The organism is Kitasatospora azatica KCTC 9699 (assembly GCF_000744785.1).
GTDB classification, from domain to species: Bacteria; Actinomycetota; Actinomycetes; order Streptomycetales; family Streptomycetaceae; genus Kitasatospora; species Kitasatospora azatica.
This window is the reverse complement of sequence record NZ_JQMO01000003.1, coordinates 1253082-1269507: the sequence shown is the minus strand read 5'-3', so window position 1 is coordinate 1269507 and position 16426 is coordinate 1253082. Positions and strand designations below refer to the sequence as shown.

General features: G+C 72.5%; 13 protein-coding genes, 1 tRNA gene and 1 pseudogene. 6 read left to right on the top strand and 9 right to left on the bottom strand.

Going from position 1 to position 16426, the window contains the following annotated elements; all coding sequences use genetic code 11:
- Window positions 1-669, bottom strand: coding sequence for an alpha/beta hydrolase family protein (locus BR98_RS16765; RefSeq protein WP_035845614.1), 669 nt, complete (start codon window positions 667-669; stop codon window positions 1-3).
- Complete coding sequence (locus BR98_RS16760) at window positions 669-1424, bottom strand: SOS response-associated peptidase (RefSeq protein ID WP_035845612.1); 756 nt, start codon at window positions 1422-1424, stop codon at window positions 669-671. The genes BR98_RS16765 and BR98_RS16760 overlap by 1 nt, the downstream gene beginning before the upstream one ends.
- 109 nt (window positions 1425-1533) lie before the next feature.
- Between BR98_RS16760 and BR98_RS16755 the strand changes: the two genes are divergently transcribed.
- The 5 genes from BR98_RS16755 to hisN all read left to right on the top strand — a co-directional run bounded on the left by BR98_RS16755 (window position 1534) and on the right by hisN (window position 5971).
- Window positions 1534-2244 carry a M50 family metallopeptidase gene (locus BR98_RS16755; protein WP_035845610.1) on the top strand — a complete coding sequence of 237 codons (711 nt, stop codon included), beginning with the start codon at window positions 1534-1536 and terminating at the stop codon, window positions 2242-2244.
- 61 nt (window positions 2245-2305) lie between these two features.
- On the top strand, window positions 2306-3631 hold the full coding sequence (aroA, locus tag BR98_RS16750; RefSeq protein ID WP_035845607.1) for a 3-phosphoshikimate 1-carboxyvinyltransferase: 1326 nt from the start codon (window positions 2306-2308) through the stop codon (window positions 3629-3631).
- Between the two features lie 15 nt (window positions 3632-3646).
- Window positions 3647-4732, top strand: coding sequence for a ribosome small subunit-dependent GTPase A (gene rsgA, locus BR98_RS16745; RefSeq protein ID WP_035845604.1), 1086 nt, complete (start codon window positions 3647-3649; stop codon window positions 4730-4732).
- A 73-nt stretch (window positions 4733-4805) separates the two neighbouring features.
- Window positions 4806-5129, top strand: coding sequence for a DMT family transporter (locus BR98_RS16740; protein WP_035845601.1), 324 nt, complete (start codon window positions 4806-4808; stop codon window positions 5127-5129).
- 44 nt (window positions 5130-5173) lie between these two features.
- Window positions 5174-5971: a histidinol-phosphatase gene (gene hisN / locus BR98_RS16735; RefSeq protein ID WP_035845599.1), complete on the top strand. Its 798-nt coding sequence runs from the start codon at window positions 5174-5176 to the stop codon at window positions 5969-5971.
- A gap of 201 nt (window positions 5972-6172) precedes the next feature.
- Here hisN and BR98_RS16730 read toward each other — a convergent pair whose 3' ends face one another.
- Window positions 6173-7651, bottom strand: coding sequence for a catalase (locus BR98_RS16730; protein ID WP_035845597.1), 1479 nt, complete (start codon window positions 7649-7651; stop codon window positions 6173-6175).
- A gap of 129 nt (window positions 7652-7780) precedes the next feature.
- Between BR98_RS16730 and BR98_RS16725 the strand changes: the two genes are divergently transcribed.
- Window positions 7781-8200: a Fur family transcriptional regulator gene (locus BR98_RS16725; protein ID WP_035845596.1), complete on the top strand. Its 420-nt coding sequence runs from the start codon at window positions 7781-7783 to the stop codon at window positions 8198-8200.
- Between the two features lie 7 nt (window positions 8201-8207).
- Here BR98_RS16725 and BR98_RS16720 read toward each other — a convergent pair whose 3' ends face one another.
- The 6 genes and pseudogenes from BR98_RS16720 to BR98_RS16700 form a co-directional block, all read right to left on the bottom strand.
- On the bottom strand, window positions 8208-10136 hold the full coding sequence (locus tag BR98_RS16720) for a tetratricopeptide repeat protein (RefSeq protein WP_232247442.1): 1929 nt from the start codon (window positions 10134-10136) through the stop codon (window positions 8208-8210).
- Window positions 10137-10455: 319 nt separating this feature from the next.
- Window positions 10456-10830: pseudogene (locus tag BR98_RS42780) on the bottom strand (carbohydrate binding domain-containing protein); the annotation flags it as partial.
- A complete protein-coding gene (locus tag BR98_RS41355) occupies window positions 10761-12503 on the bottom strand; it encodes a glycoside hydrolase family 18 protein (RefSeq protein WP_456152114.1) in 1743 nt (580 codons plus the stop codon). The gene BR98_RS41355 and the pseudogene BR98_RS42780, both read right to left, overlap by 70 nt.
- A 40-nt stretch (window positions 12504-12543) precedes the next feature.
- Window positions 12544-14043 carry a chitinase gene (locus BR98_RS16710; RefSeq protein ID WP_035845595.1) on the bottom strand — a complete coding sequence of 500 codons (1500 nt, stop codon included), beginning with the start codon at window positions 14041-14043 and terminating at the stop codon, window positions 12544-12546.
- Between the two features lie 273 nt (window positions 14044-14316).
- Window positions 14317-16224, bottom strand: coding sequence for a BTAD domain-containing putative transcriptional regulator (locus tag BR98_RS16705; RefSeq protein ID WP_051969847.1), 1908 nt, complete (start codon window positions 16222-16224; stop codon window positions 14317-14319).
- A gap of 122 nt (window positions 16225-16346) precedes the next feature.
- Window positions 16347-16420, bottom strand: a tRNA-Met gene (locus BR98_RS16700).
- Between the last annotated feature and the right edge of the window lie 6 nt (window positions 16421-16426).

The window sequence follows — 16426 nt, the reverse complement described above, 5'->3', positions numbered from 1 at the left end:
TCAGCGCGACGCGCGCCCGGCGAGCCCCGCCAGCCACTCCGTCACCGAGTCGGTGATCAGTTCCAGCACCGCGGCCTGGCCGAGCACGGCGGACTTCGGCACCTTGAAACCGTGGCCCGCGCCCGGCACCGGAACGATCCGGTGGCCGGCGGGCAGCTCGGGGAACTCCGCCGGAGTGCCGAAGGTGTCCTTCTCGCCCTGCAGCACCAGGGTCGGCAGTCCGCTGCCGAGCAGCTCCTCGGCCCGGGACTTCTCCGGCTTGCCCGGCGGGTGCAGCGGGAAGGCCAGCGCCAGCACCCCCACCGCGCCGGTGGCCGCACCGGTCCGGCAGGCCACCCGGGCCCCGGCGCTGCGCCCGCCGACCACCAGCGGCAGACCCTCCGCGGCCAGCTTCTCGGCCACCGGCAGCCACCCGAGGTCCAGGGTCTTCGGCGCGGGCGCCAGCTTCTTGCCGGCCACCCGCCAGGGCTGCTCGACCAGCGCCACGCTCACCCCGTGCGCCGGCAGCGCGGCGGCCAGCGCCACCAGGTCCGGTGCCTCGATCCCGCCGCCGGCGCCGTGCCCGAGGGCGAGCAGCAGCCGGGCCCGGCCGGTCGCCCGGTGCCAGCTGACGGCCGCCTGGCCCGCCGGGGTGTCCACCAGTTCGCGCAGTTCGCGCAGTTCGCGCATCAGAACAGCGCTCCCTCGGCCTCGGGCGTGACCGGATCGGTCAGTCCGGGGTGGTTGTTGCGGATGTTGCCGACGGCGGCGCCGACCGGGGTCGCGGTCAGCAGCCCGGGGTGCGGCGCGACCAGCAGCGAGCGGGCCTCCTCGGCGTTGTCCAGCGCCGGGTCCAGCCAGTCGGCGAAGGTGTCGGGCTGCAGGAAGAGCGGCATCCGCTCATGGATCGGGGCCAGCAGCTCCTCGGCCTCGGTGGTGACGATGGTGCAGGTCACCAGCCAGCCGCCGGAAGCCTCCGCCGGGGCCGAGCGGTCCCGCCAGAACTCGTAGAGCCCGGCCAGCGCCAGCGGCGCGCCGTCCACCCGGTGCACGAAGTAGGGAACCTTGCGGGGCTTGCCCTTGCCGCTCTCCGGCTGGATGGTCTGCCACTCGTAGTAGCCGTCCACCGGGAGCAGGCAGCGGCGGGAGGCGAAGGCCTGCCGGTAGGCGGGCTTCTCATGCACGGTGTCGGCCCGCGCGTTGATCATCTTCACCGCCGTCTCCGGCGACTTCGACCAGGCCGGCACCAGGCCCCAGCGGAGCTTGCGCAGCTGCCGGACCGGCTCCTGCTCCCCCTTGGGCACCCGTTCCAGCACCGCCAGGACCGGATCGGTCGGGGCCACGTTCCAGCTGGGGGCGAGCGTCTCGGCCGGGTCCCACTGCTGCACGTCGAAGAGCTCGACGATGTCCTCCGGCTTGGTGCTCGCCGCGAATCGACCACACATGAGGCCAGCCTATGGCCGACCGGCCATGTGCAACCGCGGGCTACCGCGCGGCCGTCCTGGCATGGGAGGCTGCCCTCTCCGCCGCCGCCCCGCACCTTTGGGACCGACCATGAACCACAGCATCAGCGACGTCTGGCAGCGGGTGCTGGGCACCCAGCCCGACCCGCCGCGCTGGCTGGTGCTGGCCTGCGCCGGCGCCGCCCTGCTGGCGATACTCCCGCACCCGGTGTGGCGGCTGAGCCGCAACGTGGTGACCATCGCGCACGAGGGCGGGCACGGGCTGATCGCGCTGCTCACCGGGCGCCGGCTGGCCGGGATCCGGTTGCACTCGGACACCTCGGGCCTGACCGTCTCGGCCGGGCGCCCGCACGGACTGGGCATGATCCTCACCGCGGCCGCCGGCTACACCGCGCCGCCGCTGCTCGGCCTGGGCGGCGCCGCGCTGCTCGCCACCGGGCACATCACGGCGCTGCTGTGGATCTCGATCGCGCTGCTGGTCGCGATGCTGATCAAGATCCGCAACGCCTTCGGGCTGCTCTCGGTGCTGGTCACCGGCGCCGCCTGCTTCGCGGTCTCCTGGTACGGCAGCGCCCGGCTGCAGGCCGGCTTCGCCTACCTGGGCGTCTGGTTCCTGCTGCTGGCCGGGGTCCGCCCGGTCCTCGAACTGCAGCGCAAGCGCCGGTACGGCGGGGCCCGCGACTCGGACGCCGACCAGCTGGCCCGGCTCACCGGGGTGGGCGCGCTGCTCTGGGTGGCGCTGTTCGTGGTCGTCGCGCTGGTCTGTCTGCTCACCGGCGGCAGCCAGCTCCTCGGATACTGAGCCGGTCCCACCCCGTGGGCGGGTGGGCCGCATCCGTGGCGGGCCCACCTAAACTGGCCGCATGACCGAGACCCTGTGGCCCGCCCCCGTCGCGACCGCCGCTGTCGACGCGACTGTCACCATCCCTGGTTCCAAGTCCGTCACCAACCGCGCGCTGATCCTCGCGGCGCTGGCCGGCGAGCCCAGCTGGGTGCGTCGACCGCTGCGCAGCCGCGACTCCCAGCTGATGGCGGACGGCCTGCGGGCGCTCGGCGTCGGCATCGAGGAGCGGGTCAACAACTCCTCCGGCGGTACCGGGGGCGGCGAGGCCTGGCGGATCATCCCGACCGGTCGGCTCAGCGGTCCGGCCCGGATCGACGTCGGCAACGCCGGCACGGTGATGCGCTTCCTGCCGCCGCTCGCGGTGCTGGCCGACGGGCCGGTGCACTTCGACGGCGACCCGCGCAGCTACGAGCGCCCGCAGCACGGCGTGATCGACTCGCTGCGCGCGCTCGGCGCCCGGATCGAGGACGGCGGCCGCGGCGGCTTCCCGCTCACCGTGCACGGCACCGGCGCGCTGGACGGCGGCGTGGTGGAGCTGGACGCCTCCTCCTCCTCGCAGTTCGTCAGCGCCCTGCTGCTCTCCGGCGCCCGCTACAACCAGGGCGTCGAGGTCCGCAACATCGGCGGTCCGGTCCCCTCGCTGCCGCACATCCGGATGACCGTCGACATGCTGCGCCAGGCCGGCGTCCAGGTCGACGCGCCCGAGGACGGCGGCGAGAAGGACGTCTGGCGGGTGACCCCGGGCGCGCTGCTCGGCCGCGACCTGGTGATCGAGCCGGACCTGTCCAACGCGGCGCCGTTCTTCGCCGCCGCGCTGGTCACCGGCGGCCGGGTGACGGTCCGGGACTGGCCGAAGCACACCACCCAGGCCGGCGACCAGCTGCGCGAGATCTACACCCGGATGGGCGGCTCCTGCCAGTTCACCGACGAGGGCCTGGAGTTCACCGGCGGCGGCGCGATCCACGGCATCGAGGCCGACCTGCACGACGTCGGCGAGCTCACCCCGGTGATCGCCGCGCTGGCCGCGCTGGCCGACTCCGAGTCCCACCTCTACGGGATCGCCCACCTGCGCCTGCACGAGACCGACCGGCTGGCCGCGCTGGCCAAGGAGATCAACGAGCTGGGCGGCGAGGTCAGCGAGACCGAGGACGGTCTGCGGATCCGTCCGCGCGCGCTGCACGGCGGCGTCTTCCACACCTACGAGGACCACCGGCTGGCCACCGCCGCCGCCGTCCTCGGCCTGGCGGTCCCCGGCGTCCAGGTGGAGAACGTGGCCACCACCGCCAAGACCCTGCCGGACTTCCCCGTGATGTGGGCCGACCTACTCGGCCAGGCGGCCGGCTGAGCGGGTACGAGCACCATGCGCCGTTACGGCAAGGACGCCGACGAGGACGACATCCGCAACCGCCCGGGCCGCAAGGGATCCCGGCCCAGGACCCGGATCAGGCCCAAGCACGAGGACGCCGACGAGGGGATGATCCTCACCGTCGACCGGGGCCGGCTGACCTGCCTGGTCGACGCCGGGACCAAGCGGGAGCGCGAGGTCACCGCCATGAAGGCCCGTGAGCTGGGCCGCAAGGGGGTGGTGGTCGGCGACATCGTCCACCTGGTCGGCGACCTGTCCGGCGAGCCGGACACGCTGGCCCGGATCGTCCGGGTGGAGGAGCGCACCTCGGTGCTGCGCCGCACCGCGGACGACGACGACCCGTACGAGCGGATCGTGGTGGCCAACGCCGACCAGCTGGCCATCGTCACCGCACTGGCCGACCCGGAGCCGCGCCCGCGACTGATCGACCGCTGCCTGGTGGCCGCCTACGACGCCGGCATGGAACCGCTGCTGGTGCTCACCAAGTCCGACCTGGCCTCGGCCGAGCCGCTGCTGGAGTCCTACGCCCCGCTCGGCATCACGTACGTGGTGACCCGGCGGGACGAGCTGGCGACGGCCGGCGCCGAGGCGGTCCGCGAGCACCTGCGCGGCCTGTCCACGGTCTTCATCGGCCACTCGGGCGTCGGAAAGACCACCCTGGTCAACGCGCTGGTGCCGCAGCACCAGCGGATCACCGGGAACGTCAACGCGGTGACCGGGCGCGGCCGGCACACCACGGTCTCGGCGCTGGCGCTGCGGTTGCCCCCGCCGCCGGGGACCAAGCCGGGCTCGAAGAAGGCGCTGGACCCGGGCTGGGTGATCGACACGCCCGGCTTCCGTTCCTTCGGGCTCTCGCACATCGACCCGTCCCGGGTGATCCACGCCTTCCCCGACCTGGAGCCGGGCACCGAGGACTGCCCGCGCGCCTGCAGCCACGACGAGAAGGACTGCGCGCTGGACGCCTGGGTGGCCGACGGCCATGCCGACCCGGCCCGGCTCTACTCGCTGCGCCGACTGCTCGCCTCCCGGGAGACGCGCGAGGGCGAACACGAACGGGACCAGGAGCGCGAGGGCGGCTGAGAGTCCCGAGGTGTCAGCGCCGCTGTGACTGGTGATCATAAGAGGGTCGGCGGATACCAAGGGAGACGAACCGATGGCATGGGTCATGGTGGTCCTCGCGGGGCTGCTGGAAACCGGCTTCGCGATCAACCTCAAGCTGAGCCACGGCTTCACCAAGCTCGTCCCCACCATCGCCTTCTGCCTCTTCGCGCTCAGCAGCTTCGGCCTGCTCACCCTCTCCCTCAAGCACCTGCCGGTCGGCAGCGCCTACGCGGTGTGGACCGGCATCGGCGCGGCCGGCACCGCGGTCTACGGGATGATCTGGATGAACGAGACCACCTCGGCGCTCAAGCTGGTCTCCATCTCGCTGGTGATCGCCGGCGTGGTCGGGCTCCAACTCAGCGGGTCCGGACACTGAAACGCTCCGGTCCGCGAGGGTGCCCGGACGGTACTGTTCGATCCATGGCCGACTACCACGATGATCTCCGCCTCGCCCATGTGCTCGCCGACTCGGCCGACTCGGTCACCCTGGAGCGGTTCCGGGCGCTGGACCTGAAGGTCGAGACCAAGCCCGACCTGACGCCGGTCAGCGACGCCGACAAGGCCGCCGAGGAGCTGGTCCGCGGTGTGCTGCAGCGGGCCCGGCCGCGCGACGCGGTGATGGGCGAGGAGTTCGGCCTGGTCGGCTCGGGGCCGCGGCGCTGGGTGATCGACCCGATCGACGGGACCAAGAACTACATCCGCGGCGTGCCGGTCTGGGCCACCCTGATCGCGCTGCTCGAGGTCGGCGCGGACGGCCAGGAGCAGCCGGTGGTCGGCATGGTCTCGGCGCCCGCCCTGAACCGGCGCTGGTGGGCGGCCAAGGGTCTGGGCGCGTACGCCGGGCGCAGCCTGGCCAAGGCGAGCCGGATCCAGGTCTCCGCGGTCTCCCGGATCGAGGACGCCTCGCTCTCCTACTCCTCGCTCAGCGGCTGGGAGGAGCGCGGCCGCCTGGACCCGTTCCTGGACCTGACCCGGGCCTGCTGGCGCACCCGCGCCTACGGCGACTTCTGGTCCTACATGATGGTCGCCGAGGGCGCGGTGGACATCGCCGCCGAGCCGGAGCTGAGCCTGTGGGACATGGCCGCCCCGTGCATCGTGGTGCAGGAGGCCGGCGGCCGCTTCACCGGCCTGGACGGCATCGACGGCCCGGGCGGCGCGGACGCGGTGGCCTCCAACGGCATCCTGCACCAGGAAGCGCTGCGCCACCTCAGCGTCTGATGCTCCGCACCCGCCCCGAGCCAAAGGGCGCGCCGGTGTCGAAAGGGAGAAGGGTCAAGCGACCGAGGAACGAGGGAGCGCAGCGCCCGCCGACCGTCGACACCGGGCTCGAGCGCCCGGCGGCGAGCGGGCGAAAACACTGGGTGCGGGCCCCGACGATCAGTCAGCTGATCGTCGGGGCCCGCGGCTTGGGGGTGGTGCCTACTGCTGCTTGCGCAGCTCGCGCACCGCGGCCTCCAGGCGCTGACCGTAGTCGGCGTCCGCCTGGCGGAAGTTGTCGATCGCCCGCTCCACGATGTCCTCGCGGTCGGCCGAGACCTTGGCGATGAAGCCGGCCAGGTTGGCGATCAGACGCTGCTTCTCGTCCTCCGAGAAGAGCCGGTACAGGTTGCCCGCCTGCACGAAGTCGCTGTCCTCGCGGTGCGAGGGCGCCTCGTGGTTACCGGTCGCGCCGCTGACCGGGGTGGCCGACCAGAGCGCCCGGCCGGTCTGCACCGGGCCGCCGAAGCTGTTCGGCTCGTAGTTCTTCTGGCGGCCGTGGCGGCCGTCATAGAGGTAGCCGTCGCGGCTGTTGGTGCGCGCCTCGGTGGCGTGCGGGCGGTTCACCGGCAGGTGGTCGGCGTTGATGCCGACCCGGTAGCGGTGCGCGTCCGCGTAGGCGAACAGCCGGCCCTGCAGCATCTTGTCCGGGGACGGGCCGATGCCGGGCACGAAGTGCGCCGGGGAGAAGATCGACTGCTCGACCTCGGCGAAGACGTTGTCGGGGTTGCGGTTGAGCTCCAGCTTGCCGATCTCGATCGGCGGGTAGTCCGCGTGCGGCCAGACCTTGGTCAGGTCGAACGGGTTGAACCGGTACTCGGCGGCGTCGGCGGCCGGCATGATCTGCACCTGCACGGTCCAGCTCGGGAACTCGCCGCGCTCGATCGACTCGCGCAGGTCGCGCTGGTGGCTGTCCGGGTCCTCGCCGGCCAGCTTGGCCGCGTCCTCGGCCGTCAGGTTCTTGATCCCCTGGTCGGTCTTGAAGTGGTACTTGACCCAGAAGTACTCGCCGGCCTCGTTCTGCCACTGGTAGGTGTGCGAGCCGTAGCCGTTGAGGTGGCGGTAGGAGGCGGGGATGCCGCGGTCACCGAAGAGCCAGGTGACCTGGTGGGTGGACTCGGGCGACAGGCCCCAGAAGTCCCAGACGTTGTCCGCCTCCTGCGAGCCGGTGTACGGGTCGCGCTTCTGGGTGTGGATGAAGTCCGGGAACTTGATGGCGTCCTTGATGAAGAACACCGGGGTGTTGTTCCCGACCAGGTCGTAGTTCCCGTCCTCGGTGTAGAACTTCAGCGCGAAACCGCGCGGGTCGCGCACCGCGTCGGCCGAGCCGAGGTTGCCGGCCACCGTGGAGAAGCGCAGGAAGGTCTCGGTCTGCTTGCCGACCTCGGAGAGGAACGCCGCCCGGGTGTACGGCGTGACGTCCGCGGTCACCGTGAAGGTGCCGTAGGCGGCGGCGCCGCGGGCGTGCACCACGCGCTCCGGGATCCGCTCGCGGTTGAAGTGCGCGAGCTTCTCGAAGAGCAGCTGGTCCTGGATCAGGGCCGGGCCGCCTATGCCTGCGGTCTCGGTGTTCTGGTTGTCGGCCACGGGCGCGCCGGCCTCGGTGGTGAGGATCGGCCGCAGCTCGTCCTGGGCAGTCATGGGAAGCCTCCGGGGTCTCTGTCCGGTCGTACAGCTGGTTCAGCGGTGAAGTTCTGGAGCCGATCCTAGCTTGGACAATATCTAAGTCAATACTAGAGCCAAGTTCGGATCGTGCCCTACCCTGTTCGCATGAGCGACCTGCTGGAACGACTGAGAAGCCGAGGCTGGCGACTGACCGCGCAGCGGCGAGTCGTGGCGGAGGTGCTCGACGGTGACCACGTCCACCTGACCGCCGACGAGGTGCACGCCCGTGCGGTCTCCCGGCTGCCCGAGATCAGCCGCGCGACGGTCTACAACACGCTCGGCGAGCTCGTGGTGCTCGGCGAGGTACTGGAGGTCTCCACCGACGGTCGGGCCAAGCGCTACGACCCCAACGCGCACCACTCGCACCAGCACCTGATCTGCTCGCGCTGCGGCACCATCCGCGACGTCCACCCGTTCGGCGACCCGCTCTCGGCGCTGCCCGACGCCGAGCGCTTCGGCTTCGCGGTCTCCGGCGCGGAGATCACCTACCGCGGGCTCTGTCCGGACTGCCTGAGCGGCAACTGACGTCCCGTCAGGCCGTCATCTCCGGGTGCATCGCATCCAGCAGCCGGGCCGCGCGCTCGGCGACCTCCGGCGGGCCGTAGTCGGCGGCCCGCTTGCACCAGTTCTCGGCCTGCACCGGCTCGCCCCGGCGCAGCGCCAGCAGGGCCAGCCGCAGCGCGGCCCGCCCGTGACCCGCGTCGGCGGCCCGGGTGTACCAGAGCATCGCCTCCGGCTCGCGTTCCTGACGGGCCAGCAGCAGGCCCAGGTTGAAGGCCGCGCTGCGGCTGCCGGACTCGGCGGCCCGCCGGTACCAGCTCTCCGCGATCTCCAGCGCGCCGCGCTCGGCGGCCCGCACGCCCATCCGTACCTGAGCCCGGGCATGTCCCGCGTCGGCCGCCACCGCGTACCAGTGCTCGGCCTCCTCCGGCACGTCCGCGCGCCGGTCCAGCAGCGAGGCCAGCCGGAAGGCGCCCTCGGCCGAGCCACCGGCGGCGGCCTGCCGGTAGCGGTCCAGGGCTGCGGGCAGGTCGCCGCGCTGCTCCTTGACCACCGCGAGCTGCAGCGCCGCCTCACCGTGGCCCTCGGCGGCGGCGCGGGCGTACCACTCCTGGGCCTGCTGCTGCTCGCCCCGGCCCGCGTGCAGGATGCCCAGGTTGAAGGCTCCGTCCACGCTGCCCGCCTCGGCGGCCTTGGAGAACCAGGGCTCGGCGCCGGACTCGTCGCCGCGCTGCAGCAGCACCACGGCCAGCGCGTTGCAGGCCTCCCGGTGCCCGGCGTAGGCGGCCCGGCGGTACCACTGCTCGGCCTGCGCCTCGCGGCCGGTGGCGGCGCACAGCAGGCCCAGGTTGAACGCGCCGTTGTGGTCGCCGGCCTCCAGCGCGGCGCGGTACCAGCGCTCGGCGGCGCCGTCCTCGCCACGGCTCGCGTGCAGTGCGCCGAGCGCGTTGGCGGCGTTGCCGTCGCCCGCCTCGGCGGCCTCCTGCCACCACTCGGCGGCGGCCGGCAGGTCGCCCGAGTCGCGCAGCAGGAAGCCGAGCGCGCAGGCCGCCCGGGGCTCGCCGTTCTGCGCGGACTGCCGGTACCAGCGGGCCGCCTCCTCGCGCAGCGCCTGGTCGCCGGTGGCCCGCTCCTCGACCAGCACGCCGAGCCGCAGTGCCGCCCGGGCGTGGCTGCGCACGGCCGCGGTGCGGTACCAGGTCTCGGCGCTGTCCTTGTCGCCGGCGGCCTCGCGCATCCGGGCCAGCCGGTAGGCGGCCTCCCGGTGCCCGGCGTCGGCGGCCAGCTTGAACCAGCGTTCGGCGCGCACGTCGCGCCGGTGCTCCATCAGGTCGCCCAGCGCGTAGGCGCCGAGCGCGTGGCCCTGCTCGGCGGCGAAGTGCAGCCAGTACTCGGCGGACTCCTCGTCGCCGTGGTCGCGCAGGTGCAGGCCGAGCGCGTGCGCGGCCGGGGCGCTGCCGGCCACCGCCGCGTGGCGCCACCACTGGCCGGCCTCGGACCGGTGGCCGCGCTGGTGCAGCAGCACGCCGAGGTTGTTGGCGGCGGCCCGCAGTCCGGCCGCGGCAGCGCGGCGCAGATACGGTTCGGCGTCGTCCAGGTCGCCGCGGCGCAGCAGCAGCGCACCGAGCTGGCTGGCCGCCCCGGCGTCGCCCGCGTCGGCCGCGGCGCGGTGCCTGGTCTCCAGGGCGGCGGACTCGCGGGCCGCGAGCTCGCTCTCGAAGCTGGCGGCATCGGCTGTATCGGGCTCGCGGAGGGCGGGCGAGGCGGCGGGCGCGGGGTAGGGGCCGGTCACCTGCGGGAGGGGGACCGGTTCCAGGCTCTCGGGGCCGTAGGAGCGGCCGGGCCCGGGACGGCCCAGGCCGCGCTGGGCGGGTACCGGTGCGGTGGGCGCGGCCATCGCGGCGGAGGTGTCCACCGGGCCGCTGTCGGCGCCCGGCTGGTTCTTGCCGATCAGCTTCATGCCGACTCCCGCTCCCCCCGAGTGCCGCGGCATCCAGCAGGGACGCGTCTCGGCGCACGGCCCGCCAACAGCCGTGTCCCGTCCCCCATGTGGTCCATCGTCGCATCACCCGAACACCCGCGTACACCTGCCCGCGCGATTTTGCCGGGCCGGGCCGAAGCCGGCGGAGATTGCTTCGGCGCTTTGTCGATTTCCCGACACTTGCGCCTCACAAACCCCCGTGGTGCGAAGGATGGTGCGAGCGTCTGCCCATAGTACCGGAGGCGGCGCCACCGCTTATCCGGTGACACCGCCTCCGTTTGCTCACGGACCCTCAGCTCACGCTGATGTCATCCGCGTAGTAGGTGCCCTGGCCGTACCAGCCGTGCACCCAGACGGTCACCGAGGTCACCGTCGCGCCGGTGGTGAACTTGGTCGACAGCTGGGACCAGTTGGGGCCGGTGGTCCAGTTCGAGCTGTCCGCGCCGGAGCCGGTCACTCCGAGGTAGGTGTAGTTGCCCTGCACCCAACCGGAGAGCGTGTAGGTGGTGTTGGGCTTGACCGTGATGGTCTGCGAGCACTGGGCGTCGTCACTGCTGCTGGCAGCCCCCGCCAGGGCGTGCGAGCCGGAGTGCGCCGGGGTGCTCACCACCGAGCCGAGGTTGCCGGTGCAGGTCCACGGCGAGAGCGCGCCGGACTCGAAGCCGCCGTTGACCACCGGGTTCCCGGACGGGCCGGTCGGGGTGGGCGTGGGGGTGGGAGTCGGGGTCGGGGTGGGGGTCGGCGTGGGGGTGGGAGTCGGCGTGGGGGTGGGGGTGGGGGTCGGCGTGGGCGTGGGGGTCGGCGTGGGCGTGGGGTCGGCGTGGGCGTGGGGGTCGGCGCCGGGCAGTTGCCGGCCGAACCGTTGGTGTCGGTCACCACCGCGTTGAACAGGGTGGCCGCCGGGTCCAGGTCGTAGAGCGAGAACATCATCGTCCCGCCGAGACCGTTGCAGTGCAGGTAGTCGGCCTTGGCCTGGATCGACTGCTTGGACTCACCGGACCAGAAGTTGGTCCCGTCGTAGAAGTACGCGGCCTGCGAGACCGGGTCCCAGAAGGTGGTGGAGGCGTTGTCCACCACCCCGGAGAGCTCCTTGTACATCCGGGTGCCCGCCACGTTGCCCGAGTCGGCGGCGCCGGGCGCGGGTCCGGTGGCCGTCTGGAAGAGCCCGTGGTTGCTGCCGGCCGGCACGCCGGTCCAGCCGCGGTAGTAGAACGGCACGCCCATGTTCAGCTTGCTCGCCGGGAAGCCGCCGGGGATGCCGTACTGCGAGTCGCCGACCGTGTAGGCCTTGATCGCCTCGTTGGCCGAGTACTTGGAGGTGCCGGGGGTGATCGGGTTGGACGGGTCGGCCGGGTTCTCGTAGATCGGCGACTGGTGGTTGGTCGGCCCGGTGGGCTCCCAACCGCCGTGCATGTCATAGGTCATGGGGTCGCCGAAGGTCAGGTACTGGCCGATCTTGTCGGTCTCGACGTACTTGATCTTGTCCTGGCCGGCCGGCAGCGCCGCGGAGAGCGAGTAGGTCTTGCCGTCCGCCGCCCCCTGCGCGTTCAGCTCCGAACGGAACTCCGCCAGCAGCGCGGTGAAGTTCTGCTTGTCGTTCGGACTGGCGTGGTTGCCGGTGTGCCCGCCGCCGCCCGGGTACTCCCAGTCGATGTCGAAGCCGTCGAAGATGCCCTTGCCGGTGCCCGCGCCGCCGTAGCCGCCCTGTGAGGGCAGGTTGCCCTTGATGAACATGTCGATGCAGGAGGAGACCAGCTTCTTGCGCGAGGCGTCGGTGGCCGCCGCGTCGGAGAAGTACTTGGAGTACGTCCAACCGCCGAGGCTGAGCACCACCTTGAGGTTCGGGTACTTCGCCTTCAGCTCCTGGAGCTGGTGGAAGTTGCCGGCGATCGGCTGGTTCCAGGTGTCGGTGGAGTTGTCCACCGAGTTGCCGTTGGCGAAGGTCTTGCCGTAGTCCGCGAACGAGTCGCCGGCGCCGTCACCCGCGTTGGGGTTGTTCTCGTCCTGCGAGGCGGCCGAGTTGGCCTCGAAGCAGGTGAGGTTGGACGGGTCGATGTTCTCGAAGTCGTAGAGCAGGTAGTTGAGCTTGCTCGCCTCACCGGTGGTGTCCACGTTCTTCAGGTAGAACGCGTTCTGGTAGACCGCCCACTGGTCGTAGTAGGCGACCTTGATCCCACCCGAACTGGCGGGCGCGCCGGTGGTGTTGGCCGGAGCGGCCGCGGGGGTGGCCGCCGGGAGGCTCTGCGAGGCCTGGGCATGCGCCATGCCCAGCACCGACAGGGCGCCACCCAGCAGGAGTCCTGCCGCCGAGGTCACCGCCCATGCCGATCGACTGCTTCTGCGCATTCGGTTTCTCTTCTCTCTGTGTGGGGGTGAGAGATCCGGTCTACGGCATGCCGTGCAGGTGGCCGCCGACCGAGCTTGCGAAGGAATTGCCGTTGCTGGCATCCCAGTTGGTCGACCAGGTCATCGCACCGCCGATGCCCGGCCAGGTCGTGGAAGGCTTGAAGGAGCCGCAGTTCAGACCGCTCGCGAGGCAGTCCAAGGCGTTGTTCACGGTGCTCGGGGAGACATAGCCGCTGCCCGCCGCGCGGGTGGAGGCCGGCAGGCCGAGGCCCACCTGGCTCGGCGCCAGACCGCCCTTCAGCTGGATGCAGGCCAGCGCGGTCAGGAAGTCCACGCCGCCCTCGGCGTAGACGTTGCCGTCGCAGCCGTTCATCGAACCGGAGTTGTAGTACTGGGTGTTGACCAGGGTGAGGATGTCCCTGGTGTTCAGCGCCAGCTTGAAGTACTCGGTGCCGGTGGACTGCATGTCGATGGTCTGTGGCGCCATGGTGAGCACGAAGCCACTGCCCGCCTTCGCCGCCAGCGAGTGCAGCGCCTGGCCCATGTAGGTGGAGCTGACGCCGTTTTCCAGGTCGATGTCGACGCCGTCGAAGCCGTACTGCTGGATCAGCGCGTAGGCGCTGTTGGCGAAGTTGGCGGCCGAGGTCGAGTCGCTGACCGAGATGGTGCCGTTCTGGCCGCCGACCGAGATGACCACCTTCTTGCCGGCCGCGTGCTTGGCCGCGATGTCCGCCTTGAACTGGGCGTCGGTGTAGCCGCCCAGCTTGCCGGAGAGGGTGCTGTCCAGCGTGAAGCTGATCGCGCCGGGCGTGCTGGTGGCATCGGCGAAGGCCACCGCGATGATGTCGTAGGCCGCGTTGACATCGCTGATCCGCTGGTCGGTGGCGCCGTTGTCGAAGTCCTGCCAGTAGCCGGTGAGCTTGTGCTTGCTCCCGCCACCAGGACCCGTGGGGGTGGGCGTGGGGGTCGGGGTCGGCGTGGGCGTCGGGGTCGGCGTCGGGGTGGGAGTCGGCGTCGGGGTGGGGCTCCCGGTCGAGGTCGGGGTCGGCCCGCCGGGCCCGCTCAGTACCAGGTCGTCGGCGTAGTACGCGCCGGTGCCGTACCAGCCGTGCAGATAGATGGTCACGCTGGTGGTGGACGCACCGGTGGTGAAGCTGGTCTTCAACTGGTTCCAGGCGGAGCTGGTGCTCCAGTTGGAGGTGTCGGTGCCACCCGTCCCGCTGTCGCCCAGGTACACGTAGTTGCCCTGGACCCAACCGCTGAGCGTGTAGGTCGAGTTGGGCAGCACCGAGACCCGCTGGGTGCACTGGGCGTTGTCCGAGCCGGCCGGGGTCGCCTGCAGGGCGTGACTCCCGCTGTGCACCGGGCTGGTGACGGTGGCGCCGGAGCCGGCGCTACAGGTCCAGCCGGCCAGGCTGCCGGATTCGAAGCCGGGGTTCTGCAGCAGGTTGGCGACATCGGCGCTGGCGCTGCCGCCGGTGGCGAGCAGCAGGGTGCCGCTCGCGGTCGCGGCGAGGGCCGCTGCCGAGGCCACCGCCATGCGGACGCCCGACTTCGGCCGCTCGGCCCGGTCGGGTCTTCTCTGGGTCTGTCTGGTCGCACGGTGCACGGTTCTGCTCCTCGAATCGGCGCTTGACGGCTGGATGCGGGCGGCAGGGAGCGGTACACCACCGGCACGGGTTGCTGCGCCGCTGCCGGGGCGGACTCAGAGTGGACTAGACCAAATAGCCGGTCAAGGGGAGCTGACGGACCGGCGACAGCCGGGCGCCCGAGGCAGCCCGGCGGACCTGACGCAAGGTCGGCCCGATTGCCATCAGGGCTGGTCAGACCGGTCGGGCGAAGCCTCGGAGAACGGGTGGTGACATCCGGATTCCATTCCCCGTCCATCCGGGGCTCGCCCGATCAGGGCGATCAACGGGTGCATCCGGTACCGGCCGTCGGGCGCCGTCCCCACCAGACCGTACTCGGCCAGCCGATCGAGCAACTCCTCGGGGAGGTCCGGCGGCAGCGGGTCGAGCCCGTCCGGCCCGAGCGCGCTCAGCCGCCGCAGCAGCTCGACGGCCGCAGGGCCGTCCGGCGTCCGGCGCAGCCGGGTCTCGGCCGAGGCCAGCGCCTGCGCCAACCCGCGACCGCCCGGGCTGAGTTCGGCCAGTCTTCGGCGCCCGTCCAGCAGTCGCGCCGCCACCGGCCCGAGGCCGAGACCGGGCCGGGCCGCCACCCGGGTGGCGGCCGCGCGCAGCGCCAGCGGCAGACCGGCGCAGACCGCCAGCACCGCGGCCTCGTCCGCGGCCGACGCCGCACCGCCGCCCGGCGGCCCGTCCGCGAGCAGCCGGCGCCAGAGCCGGCGCGCCTCCTGCGGGCCGAGCGCGTCCAGCGCGATCGCCCGGGCCCCGGGCAGCACGGTCGGCCGCCCGCGCGCGGTGACCAGCACCGCACAGCTCGGCGAGCCCGGCAGCAGCGCCGCCACCTGCCCCGCGTCGGCGGCGTCGTCCAGCACCAGCAGCAGCCGGCGGCCCGAGCTGACCGAACGCAGCAACGCGGCCCGCCGCTCGGTCTCCACCGGCAGGTCCCGGGCTTCGACGCCGAGGTCGGCGAGCAGCCGCCCGAGCAGCGCGCCCGCCTCTCCGGGCCGCCCGTCGGGCTCGTGCAGCGCGGCGAACAGCTGGCCGTCCGGGAACCGTTCGCGCAGCCGGTGTGCGGCGTGCACGGCGAGCGCGGTCTTGCCCACCCCCGGTGGCCCGCTGAGCACGACCACCGGCACCGCGCCGAGCCACCGGCCGGCACCGCTGCGACCGTTCTCGGCGTTGCCGGTGCCGCCACCCAGGAGTCGGGCCAGCGTCCGAAGCTCTGCGGTTCTTCCGGTGAAGTCCGAGAGATCGGACGGGAGTTGGGCCGGCAGGCAGAGCGTGCGCAGCACGGTCGGCGGCACGCCGAGCTCCAGGGCCGGGTCACCACGCAGGATCCGCTGCTGCAACTCCTCCAACTCCCGCCCAGGCTCGAGTCCCTGACTGGTGATCAGAGCCTGTCGGGTCTGCGTGTAGACCGCGAGCGCCTCGCCCTGCCGACCGGCCCGGTGGAGCGCGAGCATCAGCAGTGCGCGCAGCCGCTCGCGGAGCGGGTGGGCGGCCGCCAGCAGGCCCAGTTCGGCGACCACCTCGTGGTGCTGCCCGAGCAGCAGGGCCAGCTCGAACCGCTCCTCGGAGGTGGCCAGGCGCAGTTCGGCCAACCGCCCGCGGTGCAGGGCGGCGAAGGGTCCCGGCAGCCCGTCGAGTCCGGCGCCGCGCCACAGCCCGAGTGCCTGGTCCAGCGTGTCGAGCGCCCGAGCCGGTGAGCCCTCCGCGCGTTGGGTGCGGGCCCTGGCCCGGGCGGCTTCGAAGGTGTGCAGATCCAGCTCGCCGGGTTCGACGGCGAGCCGGTAGGCGGCGCCACGAGTGGCCAACACCCCGCCGAGGGTGCGTCGGGGCCGATCCGGGTCCAGCACCCGGCGCAGCCGCGAGACGTAGGTGGCGACCAGGCCGGGCGCGTTCGGGCCGGCCCTGGTCCCCCAGACGGCCTGCACGATCTGCTCGCGCACCACCGGCTCGCCCGCACTCAGCAGCAGCACCGCCAGCACCGCCCGCTGCATCGCGGGACCGGCGTCCACCGGCTCGCCGGCGCGCCGCACCCGCAGCGGCCCGAGCAGCTCGTAGCGCAGCGGTCCGGCCGCGCCCCCCGATTCCATTGCCACACGGTGGACTAGACCAAAGTCGGCGTCAAGAGGTGTCCATGACGAAAAGCGGGCCGCCGGGATCCGGGAACGCCGAAGGCCCGGATTCCGATGGGAATCCGGGCCTTCAACCTGAGTAGCGGGGACAGGATTTGAACCTGCGACCTCTGGGTTATGAGCCCAGCGAGCTACCGAGCTGCTCCACCCCGCGTCGTTG